The following is a 22614-nucleotide window of genomic DNA, read 5'->3' on the forward strand; positions in this document are numbered from 1 at the left end:
CTTGTTGCACTTTATGCAAAGACTTCTTTGGATATATAAAAAATAGTTTAAATTTGTTTTAACTAATTAAACATACTAACATGAAAAAATTATTTTTAGGATTACTGGTTGCCGCATTTACTTTGTCTATCTACTCTTGTAGAGAAACTACTGAAGAAAATGTGGAAAACAACGTAGAAGAAGTAGAAACTGACCTTGAAGAAACTGGAGAGGATGTAGAATCTGGTCTTGAAGAAGCCGGAAACGAAATAGAGCAGGCTGGTGAAGAAGCCGGTGAGGAAATCGAGGCAGAGGTTAACGAAACTGACGATGTGCAGTAGTTTATAACCTCGAATAAATTTAAAAGCCATAAGATTTCTTATGGCTTTTTTTAATTTAAAAATGAAGGATATGAAAAAGTTGATGTTAGTTCTTGTTACGGTAGCATTAGGTTTTGCTACTTTTTCCTGCAGGGAAACCACTCAGGAAAAAACTGAAGATGCTCTTGAAGCAATTGGTGAAGATGTAGAAGATGGCACTCGCCGTGCTGCAAAGAAGGTTGAAGAGGGTGCAGAGAAACTGGAAAAGGAGATCGATGAAGAAATTCATGAAACCGACGACCAGATAGAGCAATAAGAGAAATCTTTCACAATAAGGCTGCTTTTAATGAGCAGCTTTCTTATTTTTCTCGGCCTATTCAAGGCATAGGCCAATTTTTTTACTTTGCGAACGTTATAAGTGTGAAAAATAGTTGGAGGAAACAGCTATTTTCTTTTTTATTTGTAGTTATATCAAGACACCAAATCTTATGAAAAAATGTATAGTAGGGCTGGGAATATTCTTCAGCCTCATTTCCTCTGCCTTCTCACAGGAATTTAGTTATGGATTAAAGGGAGGTGTGAATTATTCCATGGGGGGACAAATAACAGGGGAAAGCTCTGGAGTAGGAAACTGGGATGAGACTATTGAAGGCACTCCTGCATATGGTTTTCATGGTGGAGTTTTCGGTCAGGTCAATTTTGGAAAATTTTTCATCAGGCCCGAAGTGGTGTATACTTCGTTGGAACTGGATTTCGAATTTCCCGAAAAGACTTCCACTTATTCGGTGCAAAAGTTTGATATCCCTTTGATGATAGGCTATAATGTGTGGGGACCATTGGACATTTTTGCAGGCCCCTCTTATTCCAACATTCTTGATTCTGCCTTGATGGGAAATGAATTAGAAGATCCCATTGTTGTTCAGAATACCCCTATTAATGCTCAGATAGGTGCTAAAGTGGAATTTGGACGGTTTGGAATTGATGTTCGCTACGAACATTCCCTTTCTAACGCAGAGGTCCAGAATCTGGATATCGTTCGGTCTGAGTATGGTGTGAACAGAGCTTATTTTGATGATGCACGAATCAACCAGTTGATTGTAGGTGTCATCTTCAAAATTGGTGGCCCAGGGCTGAACGAGAGGCGACGACGAGCCTGCTATTAAAAATCCTTTATTTCTTTAAAGAAGTGTCGTTCCTGAAGGAGCGGCACTTTTTTATTAAAAGACAAATAGCAGAATCTTAATTTTAGAGACTGACTCTTGAAGTTTATCAACACTCCTTCTTAACTTGTACTATATAACAATGCAGGTGAAAAAGCACCACAAAAATAATGTTCAGATCATCGGCCATAGAGGAAATCCTGTCTCCTTTCCCGATAATACTTTAGAGGGTTTTTTAAACGCCCTGAGCCTAGGTGCCGACGGTATAGAGATGGACCTGGTGCTTTCAAGGGACAGAAAAGTGGTAATCTCTCATGAACCGTACATGGACGCAGGCTACATGTTTAAACCCAACGGTAAAAACATCAGAAGAAATGAAGAACGAGATCTCCTGCTTTTTAAAATGGATTATGAGCAGATCAGAAAGTTCAAAATAAAATCCGCCCCCGATCCTGAAAGTTTTGAAAACATACAAAAGCCCAAAACTAAACCGCTTCTTGAAGAAGTGATTCAGGTTATAGAGAATGAGGTGAAAGCACAGCGTATAGCACCACCCACGTATCACCTGGAACTAAAATCGGAAGTATCAGAATATAACATTTCCCAACCTCTGCCCGAGGAGTTCATGTCTGTAATCATGCAAGTAATAGAAGCCTTTCCAATTTCCCACCGGGTCTTTATATCTTCTTTTGACCCAGTACTTCTAAATCTATTTAACGAAAACAATTCTCCTCTTAAAATTTCGTACCTGATAGCCGGAGGATCAATACCTGAAGAACTCCAAAAATTACATATTAAACCCGAGGCTATTGCACCGCATTTTTCACTCATGCAGGAACAATCCGAAGTGCTCAACTTATTGGAACAGGGATACATGATCTTTTCCTGGACAGTCAATGAGGAAAAGATGATAAACAAAATGATCGATCTCGGGGTAACTGGTATAATTACAGATGCCCCAGAAAAAGCTGTTAAAATTAAGAATAGGAAATCAGCAACCTAGGAAGTTCTATCGTTTAATACTTCAGATATTTTCTTAGTGAGATCATCCATCTCAAATGGTTTTGCAATGAAATCATCTGCCCCCGCTTCCCTGCATTTTTTATCGGCATCATGTAAGGCAGACATCATGAGCACCGGGGTATCCGCGGTTTTAGGATTTTGTCTAATGCCTTTACAAACGTCTGTCCCATTCACTCCAGAAATGAGCATATCCAGCATAACCAGCTCAATTTTTTCACGAACAATGAGTTCTTCTGTCTCCTCTGGTTTTGCTGTAACTGTCACCTGATATCCATAATATTCCAGCAAAGTTTTAAGCATCTCTCCTATTCCGGAATCATCATCTACTACAAGAATTCTGTGTTTACTCATCGTACTGTTTATTAGGTGAATATTCTGAAAGAATAAAACTAAAATCTGAACCTTTTCCTTTTTCGCTTTTGACAATGATTTGTCCCTTGTGCCTTTCAATAATCTCATCTGCGAGATAAAGGCCTATCCCAAAACCGGAATAGGTATCTTCACTCTCTCTTCCAATTCTATAGAAGCGTTTGAATATATTCTTCTGGTCGCGCACGTCAATTCCTATCCCCTTATCCCGAACACTCACTGCAATCTTTCCTTCCTCTGGCTGTAATACGTGAATTTCGATATATTGACTCTCAGGGGAATATTTGATCGCATTGGTAACAAAATTTATGAGCACCTGCCCTATTCTGTCTTTATCGGCATTCACTCTGGACCTGTAGGAATGAAAGATTTCAATCTTGTGTTGAGTATTGGTGAGTTGGATATCCTGCACGGTTTGCACAACCAGATCATTGACACAAAAAATTTCCTTTTGAAGTTCCAGCTGATGTTCTTCAAGTCTAGAAAGGTCCAGCATTTCGGAGATTAGTCGTGTAAGCCTAACGATCTGATTATCTATTCTTTCTAACGAGGGTTTAATAGGTAAGGTAGATGCAGGTTGATCTTCTTCCTTTCTAAGAATATTTAAAAGAAGCTGCACATAACCCTTTATTGAAGTTACGGGAGTTTTAAGCTCATGGCTCACCATCTTTAAAAAATCTCCCTTCCTTTTTTCTTCCTCCTTTAGCCGCTGAATTTCTGTGTTTGTGCCTATCCACATCAATATTTCTCCGGCCTCTTCTTTTACTGCTTCTGCTCTGCTCAGATGCCAGAGATACTTACCCTCTCTGTCTCTAAGTCGCAATTCCATTTCAAAACCATGACCTGTTGATATTGATGCCTCCCATTTCCTGGCGAACTCTTTCTGCTCTTCTGGGTGTACGAGTTTCTTCCAATCTACTAGTTTTAATTCCTCACTTGTTTTTCCTGTGAATTCCAGCCAGTTCTGGTTAAAATAAACCGCTCGCCCTTTTGCATCGGTGTTTAGTACTTTCTCGGGCATAAGATCTGCCATCAACCTGAAATGCTGCTCTCTCTCCCGGAGCAGGTTTCGTGACTCTACCATCTCGGTGACATCTAAGGCCATATTCAGAATTCCGTAGATCTTTCCCTCTCCGTCTCGCAGTGGCTTATACGTGAAATTGAAAAAGCCGGTTTGTAACTGTCCGTTTCTCTCAAGATCTACTCTATCTTCTTTTCCCCAGTAGGTCTTCCCGGTATGAAATACCTCCTGAAGCAGACCATGGAAAGGCTGTCCTTCTAGTTCTGGCAATGCCTCTTCCAGAGGTTTCCCTATTACACTGCGCTCCTTACCCCATAATTCAAGCATGGCATCGTTTGCAAATTCGATGCGCATATCTTCTCCAACATAAACTCCGGTGGCCACCGTCGCTTCCTCTACAATGCTTCTGGTACGATGCTCCTTTTCCTTTATGATCTGCTCCTTTATCTTATCTTCATGTACATCAAGCACACTTCCAATATAACCTTGAAAATCTCCATTTGATGCAAATTTTGGCCTTCCTCTATCAATTACCCAGCGGTATTTCTCAGATTTTGTTCTTAATCTATAGGCCAGGCTAAATTCTTTCTGCTTTTGATTTGCATCGAGAAAATTTTTCTTTACCTGGTCACGATCATCTGGGTGAACAGCAGTCATCCAGCCATGGCCTCTCGAGTCTTCATAAGTTTGACCGGTGTAACTATACCAGTTCTTATTAAAGAAAACGCCCTGACCTTCAGGATTGGTGAGCCAGACAATTACCGGCACAGTGTCGATCACATTTCTCAGTTCTTTTTCACTGTTTTCAAGGGCACGGCGATTGAGCACCTTTTCACTTACATCTATGGCATGAACGAAAATACCTTCTACATTTCCCGAACTATCCTTTATAGGCTGATAAACAAAATCCAGTAGAGAGTTTTTTAGCTCTTTTCCATCAGCCAGGTCAACAGAAAATTCTTTCCCTATGTATGCTTTCCCTGAGTGGTAGACGTCGTTCAAAATTTCCAGGAGTCCCTGACCTTCCACCTCAGGCAAGACTTCTCTTACCGTCTTACCTATGATTTCCCTATTGCCTACCAGTTGAAAATATTTTTCATTGGCCAACTCGAATATATGCTCAGGTCCTCTCAAGATACACATCATTGCCGGAGCTTCAGAAAGTACCTCGTTAAGAAGTTTCCTATAATCAATTTCACCATTCCATTGATCTCCTATGATCTCAAAGGAAAGCAGACAAAGCTTTGGTTCCTCATTATAAAAGTTTAATGGATTTCCATTGATCCAAACAGGAATATAGTTTTGATCAACAGTAGGAAGATATAAATTTTGCTTGACTTTCGGATCGGGCTGGTCCCACAGTGTTTTGAGGTATTCCCTCAATCCACATTGTGCCCAAAGGCCCTTTGAAAAACTAAAAATATTATTGCCAACTAAGGAAATGCTTTGAATAGAAAACTCTGAACAAAAGCTCTCATTTGCTGCAAGAATTTCCCCATCCTCCCTTACAATCAAGACGGGTTCTCTAATAGGAGATACTATAGAGGAGGCTAATTCTTTAAAATCAGGACAATTGGTAGAAGGCTCCTGCGAATCTATCATGAAAAGGAAAAGTTGAAAGAGAAAAAAGCTAAAATAAACTTTTAGGTCTGTTCTTTTCTAAAAGAAATCAAAAAATTACGGGCAACCTACCCCTTTCTCACCTAAGCAGTATATTTAAGAACTACGTACACCGCAAGGGCTACACTAGAAATAAGAAGAAGAGACCGCCAAATACGATAGGATTGATTTAACATGCTAAAAGATTTGCAATCAAATTACAGTGCCCTGCTACAAAAACCTATAAGGGAATTCCCCCATTTTCTAACAGAAAAAATGGACAGGCGAAAGACGTAAACTAAAAAACCCTTGAGAATCAAAAGATTAACAAGGGTTTCTGTACTCGGAGCGGGATATTGAATTTTATTTTAGTTAAAGCCTATTGTTTAGTTACATCCTTTAATAGCTGATTTTTAGTGGTCTACAATATTTTTCCACAGTAAATAATCTTGTTTAATTTCAATGGATGTCGGGAAAGTGTCGGGAAAGGTTTATTTTTATAATAAATAATTTTGCCATGGCTACAGTGAAGTTTATCATCAGAGGAAAAGAAGATCCCGTATCTATTTATGTTCGCTTTATCCATGGCAGGAAACATGACTACACTAAAAGCACCGGAAAAATTGTAAATCTTTCAAATTGTATTTTATCTGGTATTGGCAAAACAAGTCCAATACTAGAAGGAGTAAAACGGAATTCTCCCGAAATGAAAAACCTTAATAGAAGGTTGAGAGATCTCAAGAACCAAATAATAGATTGGTATGACGAAGCTGAACCGGGTGAGATTAGCGGAGAGTGGCTTCAAAAACAGATCGATATTTTTAACGGCAACTTAAATCCGGCAGGAGAGACAAAAAGTGATCATTTAGTAGATGCTATTCAATATATAATCGATACTGCTGGGCTACGGGCAAATTCAAAAGGAGGGTTAGGTCTTTCTAAAAACCGTATTGACTCTTATAATAACCTTCTAAAAATCATTAAAACTTACCAGGGCAAAAAAAGGCTAAAGGTCCAGGACGTAAATATCAAATTCGGTAAGGATTTTCTTGAATGGATGCTTAATAAGAGGAATTATTCAGAAAGCTACTCAAAAAAGAAAATAGATGATTTGAAGACTGTCTGTGCTGATGCCGAAATTAATGGTCTCACAATTAGTCCGCAACTCAAAAAGGTAAAAGGAGGCAAAACAAAAAACAAATATATTATATATCTCAGTCTCGAAGAACTCAAGAAAATTGAAGGGACCCCTCTTACCAGCCAATCATTAATAAATGTGAGAAAATGGCTCCTACTCGGCTGCAATCTCGGACAAAGAGGCCAGGACCTTCTTAACTTGACTGAATATAATTTTGTTACAAGACATGGACTTGAAGTTATCGAACTAAAACAGCAGAAGACCGGCAAACAGGTTACAATCCCAGTTCTTCCAGTAACCAAGGACATTTTGAAAGAAGGTCTCCCTTATAACATTTCCCTACAAAAATTTAATGAACTACTAAAACAATTATGCAAGGAAGCAGGAATTGACCAAGAAATTCCGGGAACGAAAATAGAAATGGTGGATAAATATGGAAAAATAATTCCAAAAGATGAAAACGGAAAGAGGAAGCAAAAAGGGGAAAAACGAAAAGTTAAAGGATCTTTTCCAAAGTGGCAGTTAATGAGTTCACACGTGTGCAGGAGATCATTTGCTACCAATACGTATGGAAAATTGCCGACCCCTTTAATAATGCAAATAACTGCCCATAGTACCGAAAAGATGTTCCTTGGCTATATAGGTAAATCTTCAATGGACTACGCTCAACAAATTGCAGATTTTTACGCTAAGGAAGCACAGAAACAGTCGTAAAACAGATTTATATTTAGATAAAAACTTCTTTTTACTAAAAGGGTCAGCACTTAAAAAAGTTTTTCAAGGGATTGTAGTAAATTTTCTAATAAACTTCTAAAATGGATTTTTGAATCTCTTATAAACAGTGGGGGAAGAACCCATGACATGGCGCAGCGTGTCATCCTCTTGCTTTCTCACTATATATAATTTAATGAAAAACAGGAGCTCTAGGAAAAAGTCTTGAGACAACTACCAAAATAATTTGGTCGAAAAAATTGAAATTTTATAGTATGGTCAAAAAATTTTAAGTAACATATTTTTAATTACCATTAATGATATTCAAAAGTTTCTTCATAAAATCTCCGAATTTTATCTCCAGGTTTAACTCCCATTCTTCTAAATATACATCATAGGTGTCTTCGAATTTATTTAGAAATAAATCAATTTCTGGTCTTGTCAGATAAAGTTCTTCCAAGGTTTTTGATTTGATAACCTCGATACTATTATAAATATTGAGTTCATCTTCTATAAGGTTTCGAAAATCTTTATCTTCTTTAAGATTATTGTTGTCCATTTCCGCTAAAATTCAAATGTATTTTATATTCATTTATGTTAATCCTAATTTAAGTCTGCCTATTCTTCTAACAATTTCTTCATACATTCTTTTCCTTTTTCAGTTGTAATAGCATTCATATATAACATTAAGGCTTCCTGCTGATAAGTAGCTCTGGAAATTTCTTTGGTATCAAGAAATGCAGAATTATCATAGGTCATAGTCATTTGAAAGTATAGTTTAGAAAAAATCTTCTCATCAAAGTTCTCCCGGTATAGCCCCTGTTTTCTGCCTCTTTGAATATTATGAATCAGAATCTCCGAAAGCTTTTGAGAGAAATAAAGCATATGCTTATTAAAGATCTGCGGATAGTATTTAATTAGTTGCCTGAGCATAATAGAATCATTGGTCCTCGATGCTCTTTCAATATCAGAATCCCTTTTAAACATTCGCTCCACGGCATTTTCAATGGTCTCATCCAAATTTTTCATTTTGCTTAATACCACTTCTAATTTATATGCCAGCACTTCTTCCAAAAGTGCTTCCTTATTTTCATATTTCTGGTATAAAGTTTTTTTGGAAATCTTTAATTCTTGTGCAATATCATCCATAGTTACTGTTTTAGCACCGTTCTCAATGAACAGATCAGAAACTTTTTCCAGTAGTTCGGTATCTTTTTCCATATTTCCCATTTTAAGTATGCTTTTTCAAAGATCCATTATTTTTAAAATTTATTATTCAGGAAGACTAAAAAACCGACTGTTCTGAGACTGTCGGCTTATCTTTCTTAGTCAAATTCCAATTCATGTTCGGGATGGATGTGCTCGAATTCTGCTACCATTAACTCCTCATAATTGGTCTTTTCTTTTTTGCTAAATTTCTCTTCAAGGCGCACAAAGATCATGAACACCACCGGGACGATTACCAGCGTAAGGAACAACGAAGACAATAGGCCACCAATAATCACGATGGCCAGTCCGTTACTCATCTCTGCCGCCGCACCAGATGCCAGTGCAATTGGCAACATCCCGAATACCATCGCAATGGTAGTCATCAAAATTGGCCGAAGCCTTGCATGGTTCGCCTGGATCAATGCCTCACGAATCTTCTCCCCGTGAGCGAGTCTGTGGTTAGCAAAATCTACTAACAAAATGGCATTTTTGGCAACCAGTCCTATGAGCATAATAATTCCCAGGATGGTAAAGATATTTAAGCTGTTATTGGTGAGTGCAAGTGCCCATAATGCTCCGATAAAGGAAAGTGGAATGGAGAATAACACTATAAACGGCTTTACAAAGTCATCATACAATACCACCATGATCATGTATACAAGCATAATAGCAGCTAAAAGTGCTATCCCCAGGGTTCCAAAACCTTCGCTCTGGTTCTCCATGTTTCCACCCCAGGACCAGGCTACTCCTTTAGGCTTCTCTAGGTTTGCGAGTTTTTCTTCCCATTCCTGGGCTACTGCTCCCGTTGTTCTACCTACAGTTTGTGCCATTACAGTTACCGAAGGGGAACGGTCATATCGCTCCAGCAAAGAGGGACCAGATTCATAAGTGATTTCTGCAAACTGAGCCAGGTCAATTCTTTGCCCCTGGTTGTTTGTAAATTGAATATTCTTTACATCTTCAATACTGTTCCTGGAAGCTTCATCAAAGATGATATTAATATCATACTCTGTACTTCCGGTACGGAATTTATTGTCTGTATTTCCGCTGAAGGCTGTACGGAGGGTCTGCCCCACTACAGCAACATTTAGTCCTAGAGAAGCCATTTTGTCCCGATCTACATTTACTGAAATTTCGGGGTTTCCTTCCTCCACACTCATATCTATTTCTGTAGCCCCGTCAATATTTCTTAAAACTTCTTCCGCTGCTTCAGCATAAGTAATGGCTTCCTCAAATGAGTTTCCGGTAATGGTCATTTGTAAGGGTGCCTGTTCCGCCCCAACAATTCCAACAGGTACTGTAGTCACCTTGGCTCCTACCAGTTCCTGTTCAAGGGCACGGGTCAGTTTAGCAGCAAAGACATTGGTCTTATCCTCCCTTTCAGATTTATCCACCAGGGTAACATTAATCTCAGACTTATAATTTGTAGCCTGGGCTCCACCCATTCCGCCACTACTGGATTGACCTACAGTGGTGATCATTCGTTCCACCTCGGGCAGCTGCGAAAGATAATTCTCTGCCTGCTGAGTGATAAAATTCGTTTCCTCAATAGAGGCATCTTTATCGATCTCCAGTTGTACCAGAAACTCACCCCTGTCTGTTCTAGGGAAGAAGTCTGATCCAATATAACCCATACCCACCAGAGTAATAGAGCTTACAAACAGAACAAAAACAATAAAAAAGGTCTTGATCTTGTTGTCAAGTGACCAGTTAAGGATCTTTGTAACTTGTTCGGTAAACCAAGTAAGACCGGCTTCAAACTTATGAATAATCTTTCCGAAGAACGAGTCTCCACTAATCAATTCCAGTTTTCCATACCTTGAAAAAAGCCATGGTACTACGGTAAATGAAACCAGCAATGAAAGTAAAGTTGCGATAATAACGGTCACACAGAATTGTGCAATAATATTGGCAACCAAACCTGAACTAAGCGCAATTGGAAGGAATACCACCACAATTACAAGGGTAATTGCCGTTACGGTAAACCCAATCTCTTTTGAACCATCATAGGCCGCACGCACTTTATTTTTTCCCATTTCCATATGGCGGTGAATGTTCTCAATGACTACAATTGCATCATCCACAAGAATACCCACAACCAGGGAGAGTGCCAATAAGCTCATAAGGTTCAGGCTATAGCCCAGAAGTAGCATCCCAATAAAGGTCGCGACAAGTGAAGTTGGAATGGCCACCATCACAATTAGCGCGTTTCTGTAACTGTGCAGGAAGAAAAGCATCACAAAAGCCACAAGCCCTACCGCTATTAAAAGGTCTTTTATCACAGAGTCTGCCGCAGCAAGAGTAAAGGTTGACGTATCATTGGCCATGGTAAGTTCTATACCCTGCTCTGCATATTGCTGTTCTATCTCGGCCATTTTTTCCTGTACCAGCTCACTCACAGTTACCGCGTTAGCATCTGTTTGTTTTTGAACCTGGAGTAAAATGGTACTTTGGCGGTCAATTCTGGCAATCTTCTCCGTTTCCTTTTGAGTATCCTGAACTTCAGCAACATCATTTAACCGAATATTTTGTCCATCCTGAGAAGCGATCACCAGATTTCTTAACTCATCTACAGACTGGATCTTTCCTGAAAGTCTAATAAGGGTGGTATTCTCCCTGGTGGTAAGGTTTCCGGTAGGAAAATCCAGGTTGGAGGCCGTAATGATTTGCTGTACCATGGGCACAGTGAGACCGTAGCCTTCTAGTTTGTTGGGATCAAGGTTCACCCTAATCTCTCTTTCCTGTCCACCTACTAAATTCACCTGTGCAACTCCAGGAAGTCTTGAAAAAGCCGGCTGGATCTTTTGATCTATAAGCTCATAAAGCTCATTTTCTGAAAGATTCCCTGTCACCCCAAGACTTACAACCGGTAAGTCTGAAAGGGAGAACTGCGAAAGTGATGGCTCTTCGATATCTTCAGGTAAGTCTGAACGTATAGAGTTGATCTTACGCTGAGCTTCGTTCAACAAGAAATCTACATCGGCGTCATTATTAAATTGAATAGTCACTACAGATAAGCTCTCGAAAGACTTGGTCTGGATCTTTTTAATATTTTCAAGAGAAGAAACTGCATCCTCAACCTTACGGGACACCGTGTTCTCGACTTCGGCAGGTGATGCGCCGGGATAAATAGTCATCACGGTCACCACCTTTACTTCAAATTTTGGGATCAACTCATAATTAAGCTGACTATAGCTGAAAAGTCCGCCAATGATAAGCAATGCAAGCATTACGATCACTAGGCTGGGCCTTTTTATAGATATTTCTGCTAATTTCATTTTCTTATTTTATAATGTTTACCGCGGTATTGTCGGTAAGGTTGATTTGTCCACTGGTCACCACTACATCTCCTTCATTCAATCCTGCAGTCACCTGTACTTTATTTCCGTAGTTAATCCCAGTTTGAATCTCTTTTAGTTTTGCGGTTCCGCTTTCTACAACAAATACAAGATTGTCACTCACACTGCCTACAAAAGCTTCTCTTGGAACAGTAAGAACATTATCCTTTCCGGTTTGATTAAAGACAGCAGTCGCATACATTCCGGCTTTTCTTTGGCCTTCAGCATTATCTACAGTAATCTCTACAGGGAATTTAAGTGCTCCATTTGAAGCAGGGGCTATAAAAGTGATCTTTCCTTTGATGGTATCTTTAGTCACACTGGGTACTACATTTACGGTATCGTCACTTCTAAGGCGACTTACCACAGCTTCATCAACTTCTACCCTGAGTTTTAGAGATGAAATATTAACTACTTCAATAATTGGAGTGCCGGCACCTACTACCATTCCTGCTTCTACCATTTTCTTATTCACAATTCCGTTAGACTTGGAGCGAACACTAGTATCTCCCGAACTTATTTGTGCAGATTCGTACTGAGCCCTTGCATTTTGTACCTGCAAACGCGCCTGGTCAAGTTGGACTGCAGTAACACCGCCGGTTTTATACGCTGCTTCATATCTTTCAAAAGTTGAAACTGCATTATCCAAATTTGCTTTCGCGTTATTGACATTCACATTGATTTTATCTCCGGAAAGTTTTGCGATCACCTGTCCCGCTTTGACTTCACTACCTTCTTCCACATAGATCGCTACAACCTGTCCCCCCATTTCTGCAGAAATATTTGTGCGGGTTTCAGGCTGAAAGGTTCCATTTACTGTGAATTGTCCATTTATACTTTCACTTTGAGCAGTTGCGGTCCTTACAGCAACCTCTGTATTCTTTTGGGCTACAATCTCTAATTCTGCCTCGTTTTTGCTTTTGTTATTCTGAAGGATCAGATAGAAAGCTACAGCAACTCCTGCCAAAGCTAATATGGTGATGATGGTTTTCTTTTTCATTTTAAAGTGTTTTATTAGTAAGCATTTCTAGTTGTCCCTGTGATCTCAACAGTTGTACCTCGGCAAGTTTATATTCCAGTCTGGCATTGGTAAGATTATTCATCGCTGCGGCAAGATCTCTCTCCACATCGAGCATATCATTTAGGCTTGCCAGGCCAAGACCATAGTTATTTTGAGTATCTTCCAGCACTTCTCTTGCGAGTGCCACATTTTCTTCCTGGGTCCTAATTGTAAGCAGGCTATTCTCTAACTGTGCAACTGCATTGGCGTGCGCCAGCTCCATTGCCAGTTTGGTATCTTTGAGGTCTTCCCGAGCTTTTTCAATTTCGATCTGATTTTGTTTAACCCTGGATTTTGTTGCCCCTCCGTTAAAGATGGGAATGCTAATATTTACGCCCACAGCTGCAAGGTCTGACCAGTAGACCCCTTTATCTTCTCCATTTCCAACAGGAAAAACATCTCCCTGTCCTAACCAGCCGTAATTAGCAACAAGGGCTGCCGAAGGATAAAACTCTGCCAGGCTTGCTTTTTTCTGCCAGTTAAGCAGTTCCAGTTGTTTGTTCAAAAGCTGAAGTTCTGTTCTTTCAACCTCTTCTATATTCGTTTCCGGAAGGATTTCAGGTTTAAATGTTTGCTCGGGCAGACTTATTTCCTGCGCAATAGGCATTCCTATCATGAACTTTAGAGCATTCTCACTAAGAGCTACCGAATTTATCACCTGCTGCCGGTTGGCAATAAGGTTGTTGAGAGCTACTTTACTGCGGTCAAAGTCTATTTTCTTTGCAAGTCCATTCTCAAAAAGACCTTTTACTATGTCTACTGTCTGCTCTGTAAGCTCTAGATTACTTTGTAGATTTTCCAACATTTGCTGTGCCTGATATACCTGGTAATACGCATTTGCAACCCGCTCAATAATTTCTTCATTAGTAAGCTGCGCATTGAGCTGGTAAAATTCCTTGGTAGATTTTGCCGCCTTTAAACCTGTAAACACCTGCTGATTAAAAAGTGTTTGTGTTAACTGGGCATTGGCATTGGAAGTCCATTCCTTGCCAAAAGCCACGGCTATATCCTGGCCCGGTATTCCAAAGATCTCCCCGGGCAGTACATTCTCTTGTAGTAGCGGATTGTAAGTAGTGTTTGCACTTGCAGACACGTTGGGTAAAGCATTCGCTCTTACTTCGGCAATCCGTGCATCGGCATTTTTAATATCCAGCCGTGCCTTTTCAGCTTCTGCTTTATACTCCAACGCATAAGCTACTGCTTCTTCAAGATCCAGTTCTACGGGATCCTGGGCAAAAGCAAAGCCGGTGGTAAAAAGCAGGCCTATTAATAATTTTTTCATTTTCAATTCTGTTTTTAATTCTTTGATCGTGTAAATCGAATGCAAAGATAAAACCAAAATAAACTAAAAAACAAAAAAAGTTTTCTAGTTTATTTATAAATATATGTTCTTCCCTATTAAAAGCGTTTAGATTTTTCACCTAATCCTCATAAAACACTTAATTCCTAAGCATTGAGAATAAGAAACTCCTATTTTTAACTTAATTAATGAGATATAATTATTAGGCATTTTTTTAGTACGCTATTTATTTACTTATTGTATCCTGAAGCGTCTTCCATTTTCTTTTTGATTTTTTCCCTCTGAACATCGGCTAATCTTATATTTATTTACTTCCCGTAGAGCCTTCGCGCAACCATTTTCTATTGCTCTTTTTTTGTAATTCGGAATTAGGATAGGCCGTAGTGATAATTATGAAAAGTATTTTCCCGTTCATCCAGGCCGACTAATTTCCGAATTACATTGCTTTGCATTTTGAAAATGGTTGCCTGAAGGCATGGGAAGAATTATAGGGTGAAGGAGGATTCTCTTTTGTATTTAATTTGAATTGAAATTCTGTTTAGCGAACTCGTGGTAGGAGTGGCGACCGAAATGGAGCGACTGGATTTTCCCGGGAGCGAAATGGAGAGAGTCCTGCTGCCATGTGTTCAAGATCTTTTCCGAGGCTCTTTTCCCGCAGCAGAGCGAAGGGGAATGTACTGAGGAATGTTTTCTTTTAAAGCTTTTTAAATTGCTGCGGTAGCAGCCTAAGTTTTTCATTTAAATCTTTAGAACCTTTATAGGTACAGGAACAATCCCGGATGTTCAATGGAAGTACTTTTATTTTTTGTGCAGCTTTCTTTCCAGCATGATCATTATCCAGATATAAATAAATCCTCTGGTACTTATTCAGCAGTGGCAAGCTTCTACTTATAAAGCCAAGAGAATTGAGCACCAGGCTATCTGATGAAGCTATTAAATCTTTATCCATGGTAGCCAGGGATAGGAAATCAAATATTCCCTCAAATAGTAGAAGCTTTTCTTTTTGTTGACCGATCAGACTGTAAGATTTTGGAGCCGTTGAATTTTTGAAGAACTTATTCCTCAGCTCCCAGCCTCCTGAAGAGTTCGGAAGGCCGATTGAAAAATGAGTTCTTCCATTGTACTTGTACCATACCTCTTTACAAAAGTTCCGAGCAGTTGATACTAATATTGATCTTGATCGAATATATTGGATTAGTGCCGGGTGTTGTATTTCTTTAACCTTAAATACTTGAAGTGTTTCATCTCTTTTAGTTTGGTCGATTTCCGGCGGGATAAAGAAAAAAGAAGTTTGGCTGCTTAGGTAGTGAAGGGCTTCAATTGAAGAGCAGGATTTTAATTCTATAATCAAGTCTATCACATTTCCTCCTTTTGCAATTCCGAAGTCGTACCAAAGGTTTTTGTTCAATGTAACACAGAAAGATGCTTCCTTTTCTGTTCGCAGCGGACTCAGATACCAGGCAGCTTTGACGGTTTGGGTTTTAGGCGCAATACCCATGTCTCCGAGAACTTTGATGATACTCTTTTGCCTTGCCTTCTTCCAATCTAATAATTTACTCTCCATTTTACGACTTTTCACATACCTATCTTACCTACCGCGTCCCTACTGGTCTGGAACTTACCTAAGCCCTTATTTTCCTCTCTACCTTACTTACCTTTTCCAGGTAGAAACAGGTAAGTCATTTATTTTTTCTTTTACCCGCTCAGAACCCTTTATTGAAGCGGCTTTCCGTTAAATAGGTAAGTAGGTAAGTAATTTTTACTTTATTTTATATTACCTATATATCACGAAAGCTCCAAAGGAGAAGCTTTAAAAAGGGGCCGGACCAGGTAACCGTAAACCTGCCGCTTAGGCTCCTTTATCCTCTCAAATCCCCGGCTCTTGAGTGCCTTCCCCATACTAACCACATTCAGCCGGGAATTAATACAATTAAGTCTGGCAATAATATCTGAAGCTGTCATGAATTCCTGTGGATCACTGCTTATCTCAAAGTACTTCGATAGAAATTCTTCCTCCATTGTAGGTTCATTGTAAGGTTTATTGCGCTCCTCATTTTGAAGGATATCCTGTAAGGACAATTCCGGATCAAAATTTTCTTCGCTATAAGCAAGATAATAAGCCTGTGCCCAGACATCATTTATATTTACTTCCTTCCGGTAATCAAAATTGATCTTCCCCTGAAGATCAAAACATAGCCACCTGACAGATCCTGTTTCATCATTAAGAAAGGTTGTTCTGTTAGTTGATCCTATAAAGCTGCAAATTCTTTGGAGGGAAGTATTTTTCCGATCATACGGCAGTCTTTCATTGATCATGGTTTTAGAAAAATAAGCTTTAAGAGCATTTATTTCCTTTTTAGCCAGGATTGACAACTCATCCAGGTTGATCAGGAAATTCCTTGCCAGCTGGATCCTTGCATCTTTATCTGTGTTCATGTCTTCAGCAAAGTAATTTTCCAGTTCAGGAGGACACAGAAATCGACACCAGGTTGACCTGCCTGAATTCTGTTGTGCCTGCACCAGGACAAGGCATTGCTTATTAAAATAATTATTCTGCAGAGCACATTTCACGCTCCGGACCAGCCACTTCTTAAAATGATACTCGAATAATGCTTGTTCTTTCAATGGTAAATAACCGGTGAGTTTACTTATATAATCTTCTCCATCCCATTGAGGTAAATTTTCAAAGTATTCCCTGATAGGGTTGAACTTTGGAATCAGATGAGAGTTAAGGAAAATTTCAAGTTTTGATAAAGTGACTTCAATATTGGCCTGGGCCAGTTCTATGAGAAATGAATTCACTGCTAATTTCTCCCAGATGTGCTCATCTTTAAAGGATATTTGAATATCATGAGTGATCTCATTATAGCGGATATCGTATTTCTTATTGATGTAATTCAGCATCACATCATAAATTGTCTTCTTATTAGATCGGGAGACCTGGTATATTTTACGTTCGTCCTTCACAGCTCCATTTTTTTAGATCTCCCCTTCATTAACTGCCACCTGTTTGAGTTCGAACAACCTTATCCTACTTCCCTTGTATGGATTATGAGAAGGCATATAAGAAATGTACTGCTAGTTATCCAGATCTTTTATGCAACGATGATAGGTGCCTTTGGCTCCTATTTTTGCCACCTGCATCACGTCCTCCCTGTTAATATAAAAGGATTCAGGAAACCGCAGAATGTTCCAAAGTCGGAATAGGGAAAGGTAGAGACTAATGTGGGTAGGATTCAGCCTGGGATCCTTCCTGATGTTTTCCATCAAGATGTTCATGTGTTGTACATAATTCATAGCTTAGAAATTAAAGGTTAGGTTTCTGTTCATCATCGAACAGCAACCGGTGATCTGATTCTCGTCCTTCAAAGATGAATGAGAGCAAGACAACTTCTAAACTCTTGAAGGAAGTTTAACTAATTTCAGGCTGTAGAATTATGAAAATCTCATTAAAAGCAGCATTTCTTAAAGAATTATCAGGAACCAATTTTTCATACACCGTCATTTATTGTATCCAATCTTTCAAACTCAGATGATCTAAAGTTAACAGGAAAGGCAAATGAACTAATAAAAAAGGGTGTCAGATCAAATAATATAAAATCAAAAGAAATGCAGTGGTAATATCATTGCTTTGTCGGGAAAGTGTCGGTAATAGAAACTTTTTAAAATCAGAAAACCCTTATAATCAACTGATTATAAGGGTTTAAAGTACTCGGAGCGGGACTTGAACCCGCACGAACATTGCTGTTCATTGGATTTTAAGTACTAAATCCCAAATTCCTGTTTTTCTTAAACCTCTGTTTTTATTGCTGTTATATTTTTTTTTACCCTTTTATATCCTTTACTATTCTGGATTTTGTGCCGACTTTAGGGCTATCATATTCTTCTAAAAAAAGTGCCTAAAACAGCACTTACTCTTTTTTTTCGTTACTCCAATTAATTTTACTTTCGCGAATCGGGCGGAAGTTTATGAACTACCTTTAGGCTATTTTACTTTTATCTGCACTTCTTTCTCCTGTGAGAGTTTGAATGTGAAGCTGAAGCATTTCTTTATCTTTCTTTAAATCTTCCTTATCACACTCCAGATCTTTCACTCTTTTTTGGAGCATTTCATTTTCTTCTTTCAGCTTTTCATATAGCTGATGGTCAGCCCCAACTTTTAACCCTTCTCCTTCAGGAAGAAATTGAGAGAACTCGTACCGGATTAGTTTTTTTACCGTTTCGGTAATATTCCCACCAGCCTCGAACTTCGTTATACTCTGAGAAGTCAATCCCAACCTGGCACCGAACTCCTTTTGAGACAATCCTGTCTTTTCGCGTAACTTCTTAATATTCATTCATTTAAAAATCTAAGCCTATAAAATTTTACATAACCTATTTTTTATGTAATAATTTTTATAAGTTTGTACTGTAATTAATTACACAATGATGTAAAATAGTATAAGTTATTGTCAAATACTGTAAATATCGAGCACTAAGATAATAAATTATGATTACGAAAAAGGAAATAAAGAAGCTAAAAGAAATATCGGAAGAGGATCATGCCAAAGACATCGCTCAGAAATTGAACGACCAGGGAATTAAACCAAGAAGATCTGAAGAATATAATGCCCGAACAATTACCCGCATAATGAGAGGTGAACAGGAGGATATTAATGCTGAATGGGCAATTTTCAATCACTATCATGAATTAAAAGAGCGTAAAAATGAGCTGGAAGAGAATAGAAGAAAATTAACCCAGACCGATGAAAATGGTCAACTAAATCAATAATTACAATGAGTACAGAACAAAAAGTAGAGAAAACAGCCCACTTGATTGCACAACTTAAAAGTAGAAAAATTTTTGATTTCCCAATTCAGAACAGCAGGGCCATAACCAATTATTATAATCGCAGACTTAACCACTACAGTACATTTTAGAAGTAATGAGTCAGTTAACCGCACATATTGTATATGCCACTTTTAAAGCCTTAGATGAAGGCGAAAAGGAGGCATTTGTGCAGTTGATTGCAGAAGAAAAGGAAAGGTACAGCAGGCGTAAAAATCGGAAGAAAAAATCCGTCTATGATAAACTGCCTGAGAAGTACCGACCTGAAAATTTAGAAATGTTAGTTGCTGAAATAATGCACGAATGAAACCCGGGAGCAAAAGCTCCATAAATGGGGCGAAGTCTTCGCATAGGCCGCCCCATTTTTTATGAACAGGAATTTGAGATAGGATATTTTCCAGAAGATTAGGAAATAAAAAGGAGGGCACCCCTGCCCTCCTAAAACAATTTGTCTTCCAACAAAAAGTAGAGTAATGCAAACATACAATAATAATGATAACTCCCTCATGCTTAATAAAGCAATATTAGAATTAAACGGGATTTTTAATGTCAATAAGAAGTCAACACAAAGTTTTCCACAGCAAGAAACAACGGCTGCAACGGCTACAAAACAATTTGTTCACCCAATCCTTACAAAGGAGAATATCAGGGAAACAATGTCTAATTACCGTAAAGCCGTTGATGCCTATAACGACCGAGTTTTAGCAGAGAATGTGACTATAAAGTCTTATAATAAACAGGTGAAGCAACGGCGGGAGAAAGAGCCGTTGCAAATGGAACAGAAAATTCTTCTCAGCCGCTTCTACAGTTCCATTGCTCCCCTCAGTACGTGGGAAAGAAATGAGCGAATAAAACATTTTAACCAGGAGAGCGGGATGATTGCAGAGAAGGACAAAATCCAGACGGTAAAATTTCCAGCAGAACAAGTCTTTGCAGCCATTTTGTGGCACTATAACCAGCAGCTGTACAAGAGACAATACCAGCGCATACAGTTAGATGTATATGTGCCTGGAAAACTTCCTTACATAGAACTTCACAGCGGATGGATCACCAGGGCAAAAGAAGATGGAGTGGTAAGACTTAAGATCTGCAACCGCACTTTCAGGCGATACAGGGAACGTTTAGAGGAAGCAGGGATCTTACAGGACTATATTTTTGAAGGTTCCTCGCGGCCTGTTAAAATGCGTATCAACCCTCAAATTTTAACCATTACAGACAACTATTCCTCCAAAAAAGCCGCTATTAAAAATCAATGCGTTACCTCTGGCGGACGGACAGAGTTACCACATAACAATGTATCTAATAGAACAGATTTAAATAAGTTTCAAATAAAAGCGAATGTTGAAAAACATTCTGAAGAAAGGAGTTCGGCCACAGGCCTCACGTCACTTAATTCTTCTTCTATCAGAAACACCCGGAAGCAAGGTGAAGAAAAAAAAGTTGCCGCCGCCGGCGAAAAACTTTCTTTGAGCCAGTTTTTACGGCAAAGAATAGAGGATAAGGAAGATTTTGCCCAGGATCTTGCCGCGCACCGGTTCGACAACTACACGCCGTTGCGCATTGAGATCCTGCAGAAGGAAGCTTATGCCGGTACCCTGGACCGGGATGAATTTAAAGAGCTCGTTCTACAGGATTTTTTTAAGACCGCGGCCAAACTCTGGAAGGACAAGCAGCCATATATCGGTAGCTGGATGAAGGCGTATAATCATTGGATGGCCCAAAAATGGATTACTCCCGGAGGCCTCAGTAGCAATAAACACAACATTCTCACAAGGATTCCTGAACTACGCTACCGCCTGCAGAGCGTAAACCGATTCCTGAAAAAGCACGAAGAGTTTAATCTTCTTTTCCCTGGAGATTATTTCGACACTACCCGCACAACGGCCAAAGAAGGAGGTTTTGAATACACGCGGAAAGCTTGGAAAAAACATGAAGTTTATCTGCAGTCTAAAAAATCTACAGAAAACAAGACCGGAATCAAGGCTAAAAACAGAAAACGCCGCCTTTCAGAAAGACAGAAGGCAGATAAACATGTACGGGATTATTTAAGAGGCAAATATGATCTGCAGGAACTTTTCACCAAGGTAGAGCAATTAGGAAACAAAGAACTTTCTGCCCACCTGCCAGAGATCCTTAAGAAGGCAAATCTGAAATTCCAACTTAATCAACGGTAATTATGAGCTCCAGAAGATGTACTTGTGGTGCCGGTCAAAAGATCTACTGTAAGAACTGCAGTAAGATCCAAATGGCAATTTTGCTCAAAAATGGCAATGATCATTTGAAATACCAGAATAACAGGGGCCGCCTTTGCAATCCTGTATGGTATAGTTTATTAAAATTTAATCCCCTTGGGGAGAGGCAAATTATTGAAGGAATGATGCGCCGTTTTTATAATACTCCCCTGCTTTCTTCTGCCAACATCATTGAATTCTATAACAATTCCACTAACGAAAAAATATACAGCCACAGATTATGACTTTACAACTAAAGTTAGAAAAGGTACTTCAAAAGGACCTGCAATTGTTCAAATGTGCCATCAATCATTACTCCGGCACCCTTCAATTTCTCTTGGAAACATCGGATAATAAAATATACGCAAAGGATCTTTCAATAACCGTGGAGCTCTGGTATGAGATCAACAAGAAAACAGTGCAGCAACACCCGGCAGAAAAATCTAAGGTGAAGTTGAGCCTGCATAAAGCCTATGTTCTTCTTGATGCTCTAAAAAACTACAGCTGTAGCAATATTACAGATTATGAAAAAAGCCGTTGCAATCGCTATTTCATGGCAATAGATCAACAATTGCCAACTTTTACTCAACTCGCAATCACCTTGAAATAATCGTATAACCTAAATAACTTAACTGATGAATATCCTTAACATCACTTCTTACCTTTTTTCCTCCATATTCCTAATCTTTTTAGTTCGTGCTGTTTATTCAGTTCTAAAAATGAACCGAATACACCATCAAACGATTCAACAAAGGAAAAAAACAAAAGATGAGAAAAAGGAACTAAAAAGATTAGGCCTGAAAGAGTTCTACTTTGGGAAGAACAAAAGTACTATGATTATGGCCGTAAATTATAAAGAGGCCGCCGCGCTATATCAAACCAATCGCAAGAAAAATAACCGTTAACAACCCTAAACTCTCATTTATGTTTCCCGAAAAAAAAATAAAGAAACTTTTGCCCTGTGGTGCTTTCAAGCGACAAGTATTTAAGATGTACCCCAAAACTCCGGAAAAAACTTTAAGGGAAGATATCCTGTACTGCCAACAAATGGTATACCCCCACAAATCTGAAGAAGAATTGAAAAATAAGCAGTGGTTGAACAGAAAAGTACTAAAAAAGATTGTTGAAATACATGATGCACCTGAAGGGTACCTCCATGAACTGGATTAATTCCCCAGGAAATGGGATTAGTTCAAGTTACCTTTTAGAAAATAAAATCTCAGAGGAAAATCCGGCGTGGATCGTACCGTTATATTTCCATTGTTAATATCCCTACGCAGTCTGACTTCTAAATAGGAAAAAGCGATCTGTTAGAGCCATTTGAATTA

22 protein-coding genes are annotated in these 22614 nt (G+C 38.9%); 11 read left to right on the forward strand and 11 right to left on the reverse strand.

The genetic code is table 11. From position 1 onward, the window contains the following. Window positions 1–80 precede the first annotated feature (80 nt). From HC175_RS11375 to HC175_RS11390, 4 genes are all read left to right on the forward strand, one after another. A complete protein-coding gene (locus HC175_RS11375; protein ID WP_168138625.1) occupies window positions 81–320 on the forward strand; it encodes a hypothetical protein in 240 nt (79 codons plus the stop codon). 70 nt (window positions 321–390) lie between these two features. Beyond that, entirely contained in the window at window positions 391–615 is a 225-nt protein-coding gene (locus HC175_RS11380; RefSeq protein WP_168138626.1) for a hypothetical protein, read from the forward strand. 172 nt (window positions 616–787) lie between these two features. Beyond that, window positions 788–1462 (forward strand): porin family protein, encoded by a 675-nt coding sequence (locus HC175_RS11385; protein WP_168138627.1) that lies wholly within the window; start codon window positions 788–790, stop codon window positions 1460–1462. A gap of 139 nt (window positions 1463–1601) precedes the next feature. Then, on the forward strand, window positions 1602–2462 hold the full coding sequence (locus HC175_RS11390; RefSeq protein ID WP_168138628.1) for a glycerophosphodiester phosphodiesterase: 861 nt from the start codon (window positions 1602–1604) through the stop codon (window positions 2460–2462). Here the strand turns inward: HC175_RS11390 and HC175_RS11395 are convergent. Both HC175_RS11395 and HC175_RS11400 read right to left on the reverse strand, forming a co-directional pair. After that, on the reverse strand, window positions 2459–2833 hold the full coding sequence (locus HC175_RS11395; protein ID WP_168138629.1) for a response regulator: 375 nt from the start codon (window positions 2831–2833) through the stop codon (window positions 2459–2461). The two genes, HC175_RS11390 and HC175_RS11395, sit on opposite strands and share 4 nt — an antisense overlap. Beyond that, window positions 2826–5474: a PAS domain S-box protein gene (locus HC175_RS11400; protein ID WP_168138630.1), complete on the reverse strand. Its 2649-nt coding sequence runs from the start codon at window positions 5472–5474 to the stop codon at window positions 2826–2828. The genes HC175_RS11395 and HC175_RS11400 overlap by 8 nt, the downstream gene beginning before the upstream one ends. A 514-nt stretch (window positions 5475–5988) precedes the next feature. Between HC175_RS11400 and HC175_RS11405 the strand changes: the two genes are divergently transcribed. Then, window positions 5989–7323, forward strand: a complete 1335-nt coding sequence (locus HC175_RS11405) for a phage integrase SAM-like domain-containing protein (RefSeq protein ID WP_168138631.1) — start codon at window positions 5989–5991, stop codon at window positions 7321–7323. Window positions 7324–7624: 301 nt separating this feature from the next. On the opposite strand, the gene HC175_RS11410 is transcribed toward HC175_RS11405, so the two are convergent. From HC175_RS11410 to HC175_RS11450, 9 genes are all read right to left on the reverse strand, one after another. After that, window positions 7625–7879, reverse strand: coding sequence for a hypothetical protein (locus HC175_RS11410; RefSeq protein ID WP_168138632.1), 255 nt, complete (start codon window positions 7877–7879; stop codon window positions 7625–7627). Between the two features lie 59 nt (window positions 7880–7938). Continuing rightward, window positions 7939–8541 (reverse strand): TetR/AcrR family transcriptional regulator, encoded by a 603-nt coding sequence (locus HC175_RS11415; RefSeq protein WP_168138633.1) that lies wholly within the window; start codon window positions 8539–8541, stop codon window positions 7939–7941. Window positions 8542–8645: 104 nt separating this feature from the next. Further along, the gene (locus tag HC175_RS11420; RefSeq protein ID WP_168138634.1) at window positions 8646–11807 is read right to left on the reverse strand and encodes an efflux RND transporter permease subunit; all 3162 of its coding nucleotides are present in this window, start codon (window positions 11805–11807) and stop codon (window positions 8646–8648) included. Window positions 11808–11811: 4 nt separating this feature from the next. Then, entirely contained in the window at window positions 11812–12867 is a 1056-nt protein-coding gene (locus tag HC175_RS11425; protein ID WP_168138635.1) for an efflux RND transporter periplasmic adaptor subunit, read from the reverse strand. Between the two features lies 1 nt (window position 12868). Next, entirely contained in the window at window positions 12869–14209 is a 1341-nt protein-coding gene (locus HC175_RS11430; RefSeq protein WP_168138636.1) for a TolC family protein, read from the reverse strand. A gap of 712 nt (window positions 14210–14921) precedes the next feature. Then, window positions 14922–15791: a toprim domain-containing protein gene (locus tag HC175_RS11435; protein WP_168138637.1), complete on the reverse strand. Its 870-nt coding sequence runs from the start codon at window positions 15789–15791 to the stop codon at window positions 14922–14924. 221 nt (window positions 15792–16012) lie between these two features. Beyond that, window positions 16013–17194 (reverse strand): VapE domain-containing protein, encoded by a 1182-nt coding sequence (locus HC175_RS11440; RefSeq protein WP_317172108.1) that lies wholly within the window; start codon window positions 17192–17194, stop codon window positions 16013–16015. A gap of 111 nt (window positions 17195–17305) precedes the next feature. Continuing rightward, window positions 17306–17524: a hypothetical protein gene (locus HC175_RS11445; protein ID WP_168138638.1), complete on the reverse strand. Its 219-nt coding sequence runs from the start codon at window positions 17522–17524 to the stop codon at window positions 17306–17308. A gap of 683 nt (window positions 17525–18207) precedes the next feature. Next, window positions 18208–18564: a helix-turn-helix domain-containing protein gene (locus HC175_RS11450; protein WP_168138639.1), complete on the reverse strand. Its 357-nt coding sequence runs from the start codon at window positions 18562–18564 to the stop codon at window positions 18208–18210. A 152-nt stretch (window positions 18565–18716) separates the two neighbouring features. Here HC175_RS11450 and HC175_RS11455 point away from each other — a divergent pair, with 152 nt between their 5' ends. From HC175_RS11455 to HC175_RS11480, 6 genes are all read left to right on the forward strand, one after another. Beyond that, window positions 18717–18998, forward strand: coding sequence for a recombinase family protein (locus HC175_RS11455; protein ID WP_168138640.1), 282 nt, complete (start codon window positions 18717–18719; stop codon window positions 18996–18998). 154 nt (window positions 18999–19152) lie between these two features. Beyond that, the gene (locus HC175_RS11460) at window positions 19153–19362 is read left to right on the forward strand and encodes a hypothetical protein (protein ID WP_168138641.1); all 210 of its coding nucleotides are present in this window, start codon (window positions 19153–19155) and stop codon (window positions 19360–19362) included. 166 nt (window positions 19363–19528) lie between these two features. Continuing rightward, a complete protein-coding gene (locus tag HC175_RS11465) occupies window positions 19529–21229 on the forward strand; it encodes a hypothetical protein (protein WP_168138642.1) in 1701 nt (566 codons plus the stop codon). A gap of 2 nt (window positions 21230–21231) precedes the next feature. Beyond that, on the forward strand, window positions 21232–21531 hold the full coding sequence (locus HC175_RS11470; protein WP_168138643.1) for a hypothetical protein: 300 nt from the start codon (window positions 21232–21234) through the stop codon (window positions 21529–21531). Further along, window positions 21528–21896, forward strand: a complete 369-nt coding sequence (locus HC175_RS11475; RefSeq protein ID WP_168138644.1) for a hypothetical protein — start codon at window positions 21528–21530, stop codon at window positions 21894–21896. The genes HC175_RS11470 and HC175_RS11475 overlap by 4 nt, the downstream gene beginning before the upstream one ends. Before the next feature lie 314 nt (window positions 21897–22210). Beyond that, window positions 22211–22456: a hypothetical protein gene (locus HC175_RS11480; RefSeq protein WP_168138645.1), complete on the forward strand. Its 246-nt coding sequence runs from the start codon at window positions 22211–22213 to the stop codon at window positions 22454–22456. Window positions 22457–22614 lie beyond the last annotated feature (158 nt).

Source organism: Salinimicrobium oceani, assembly GCF_012037645.1.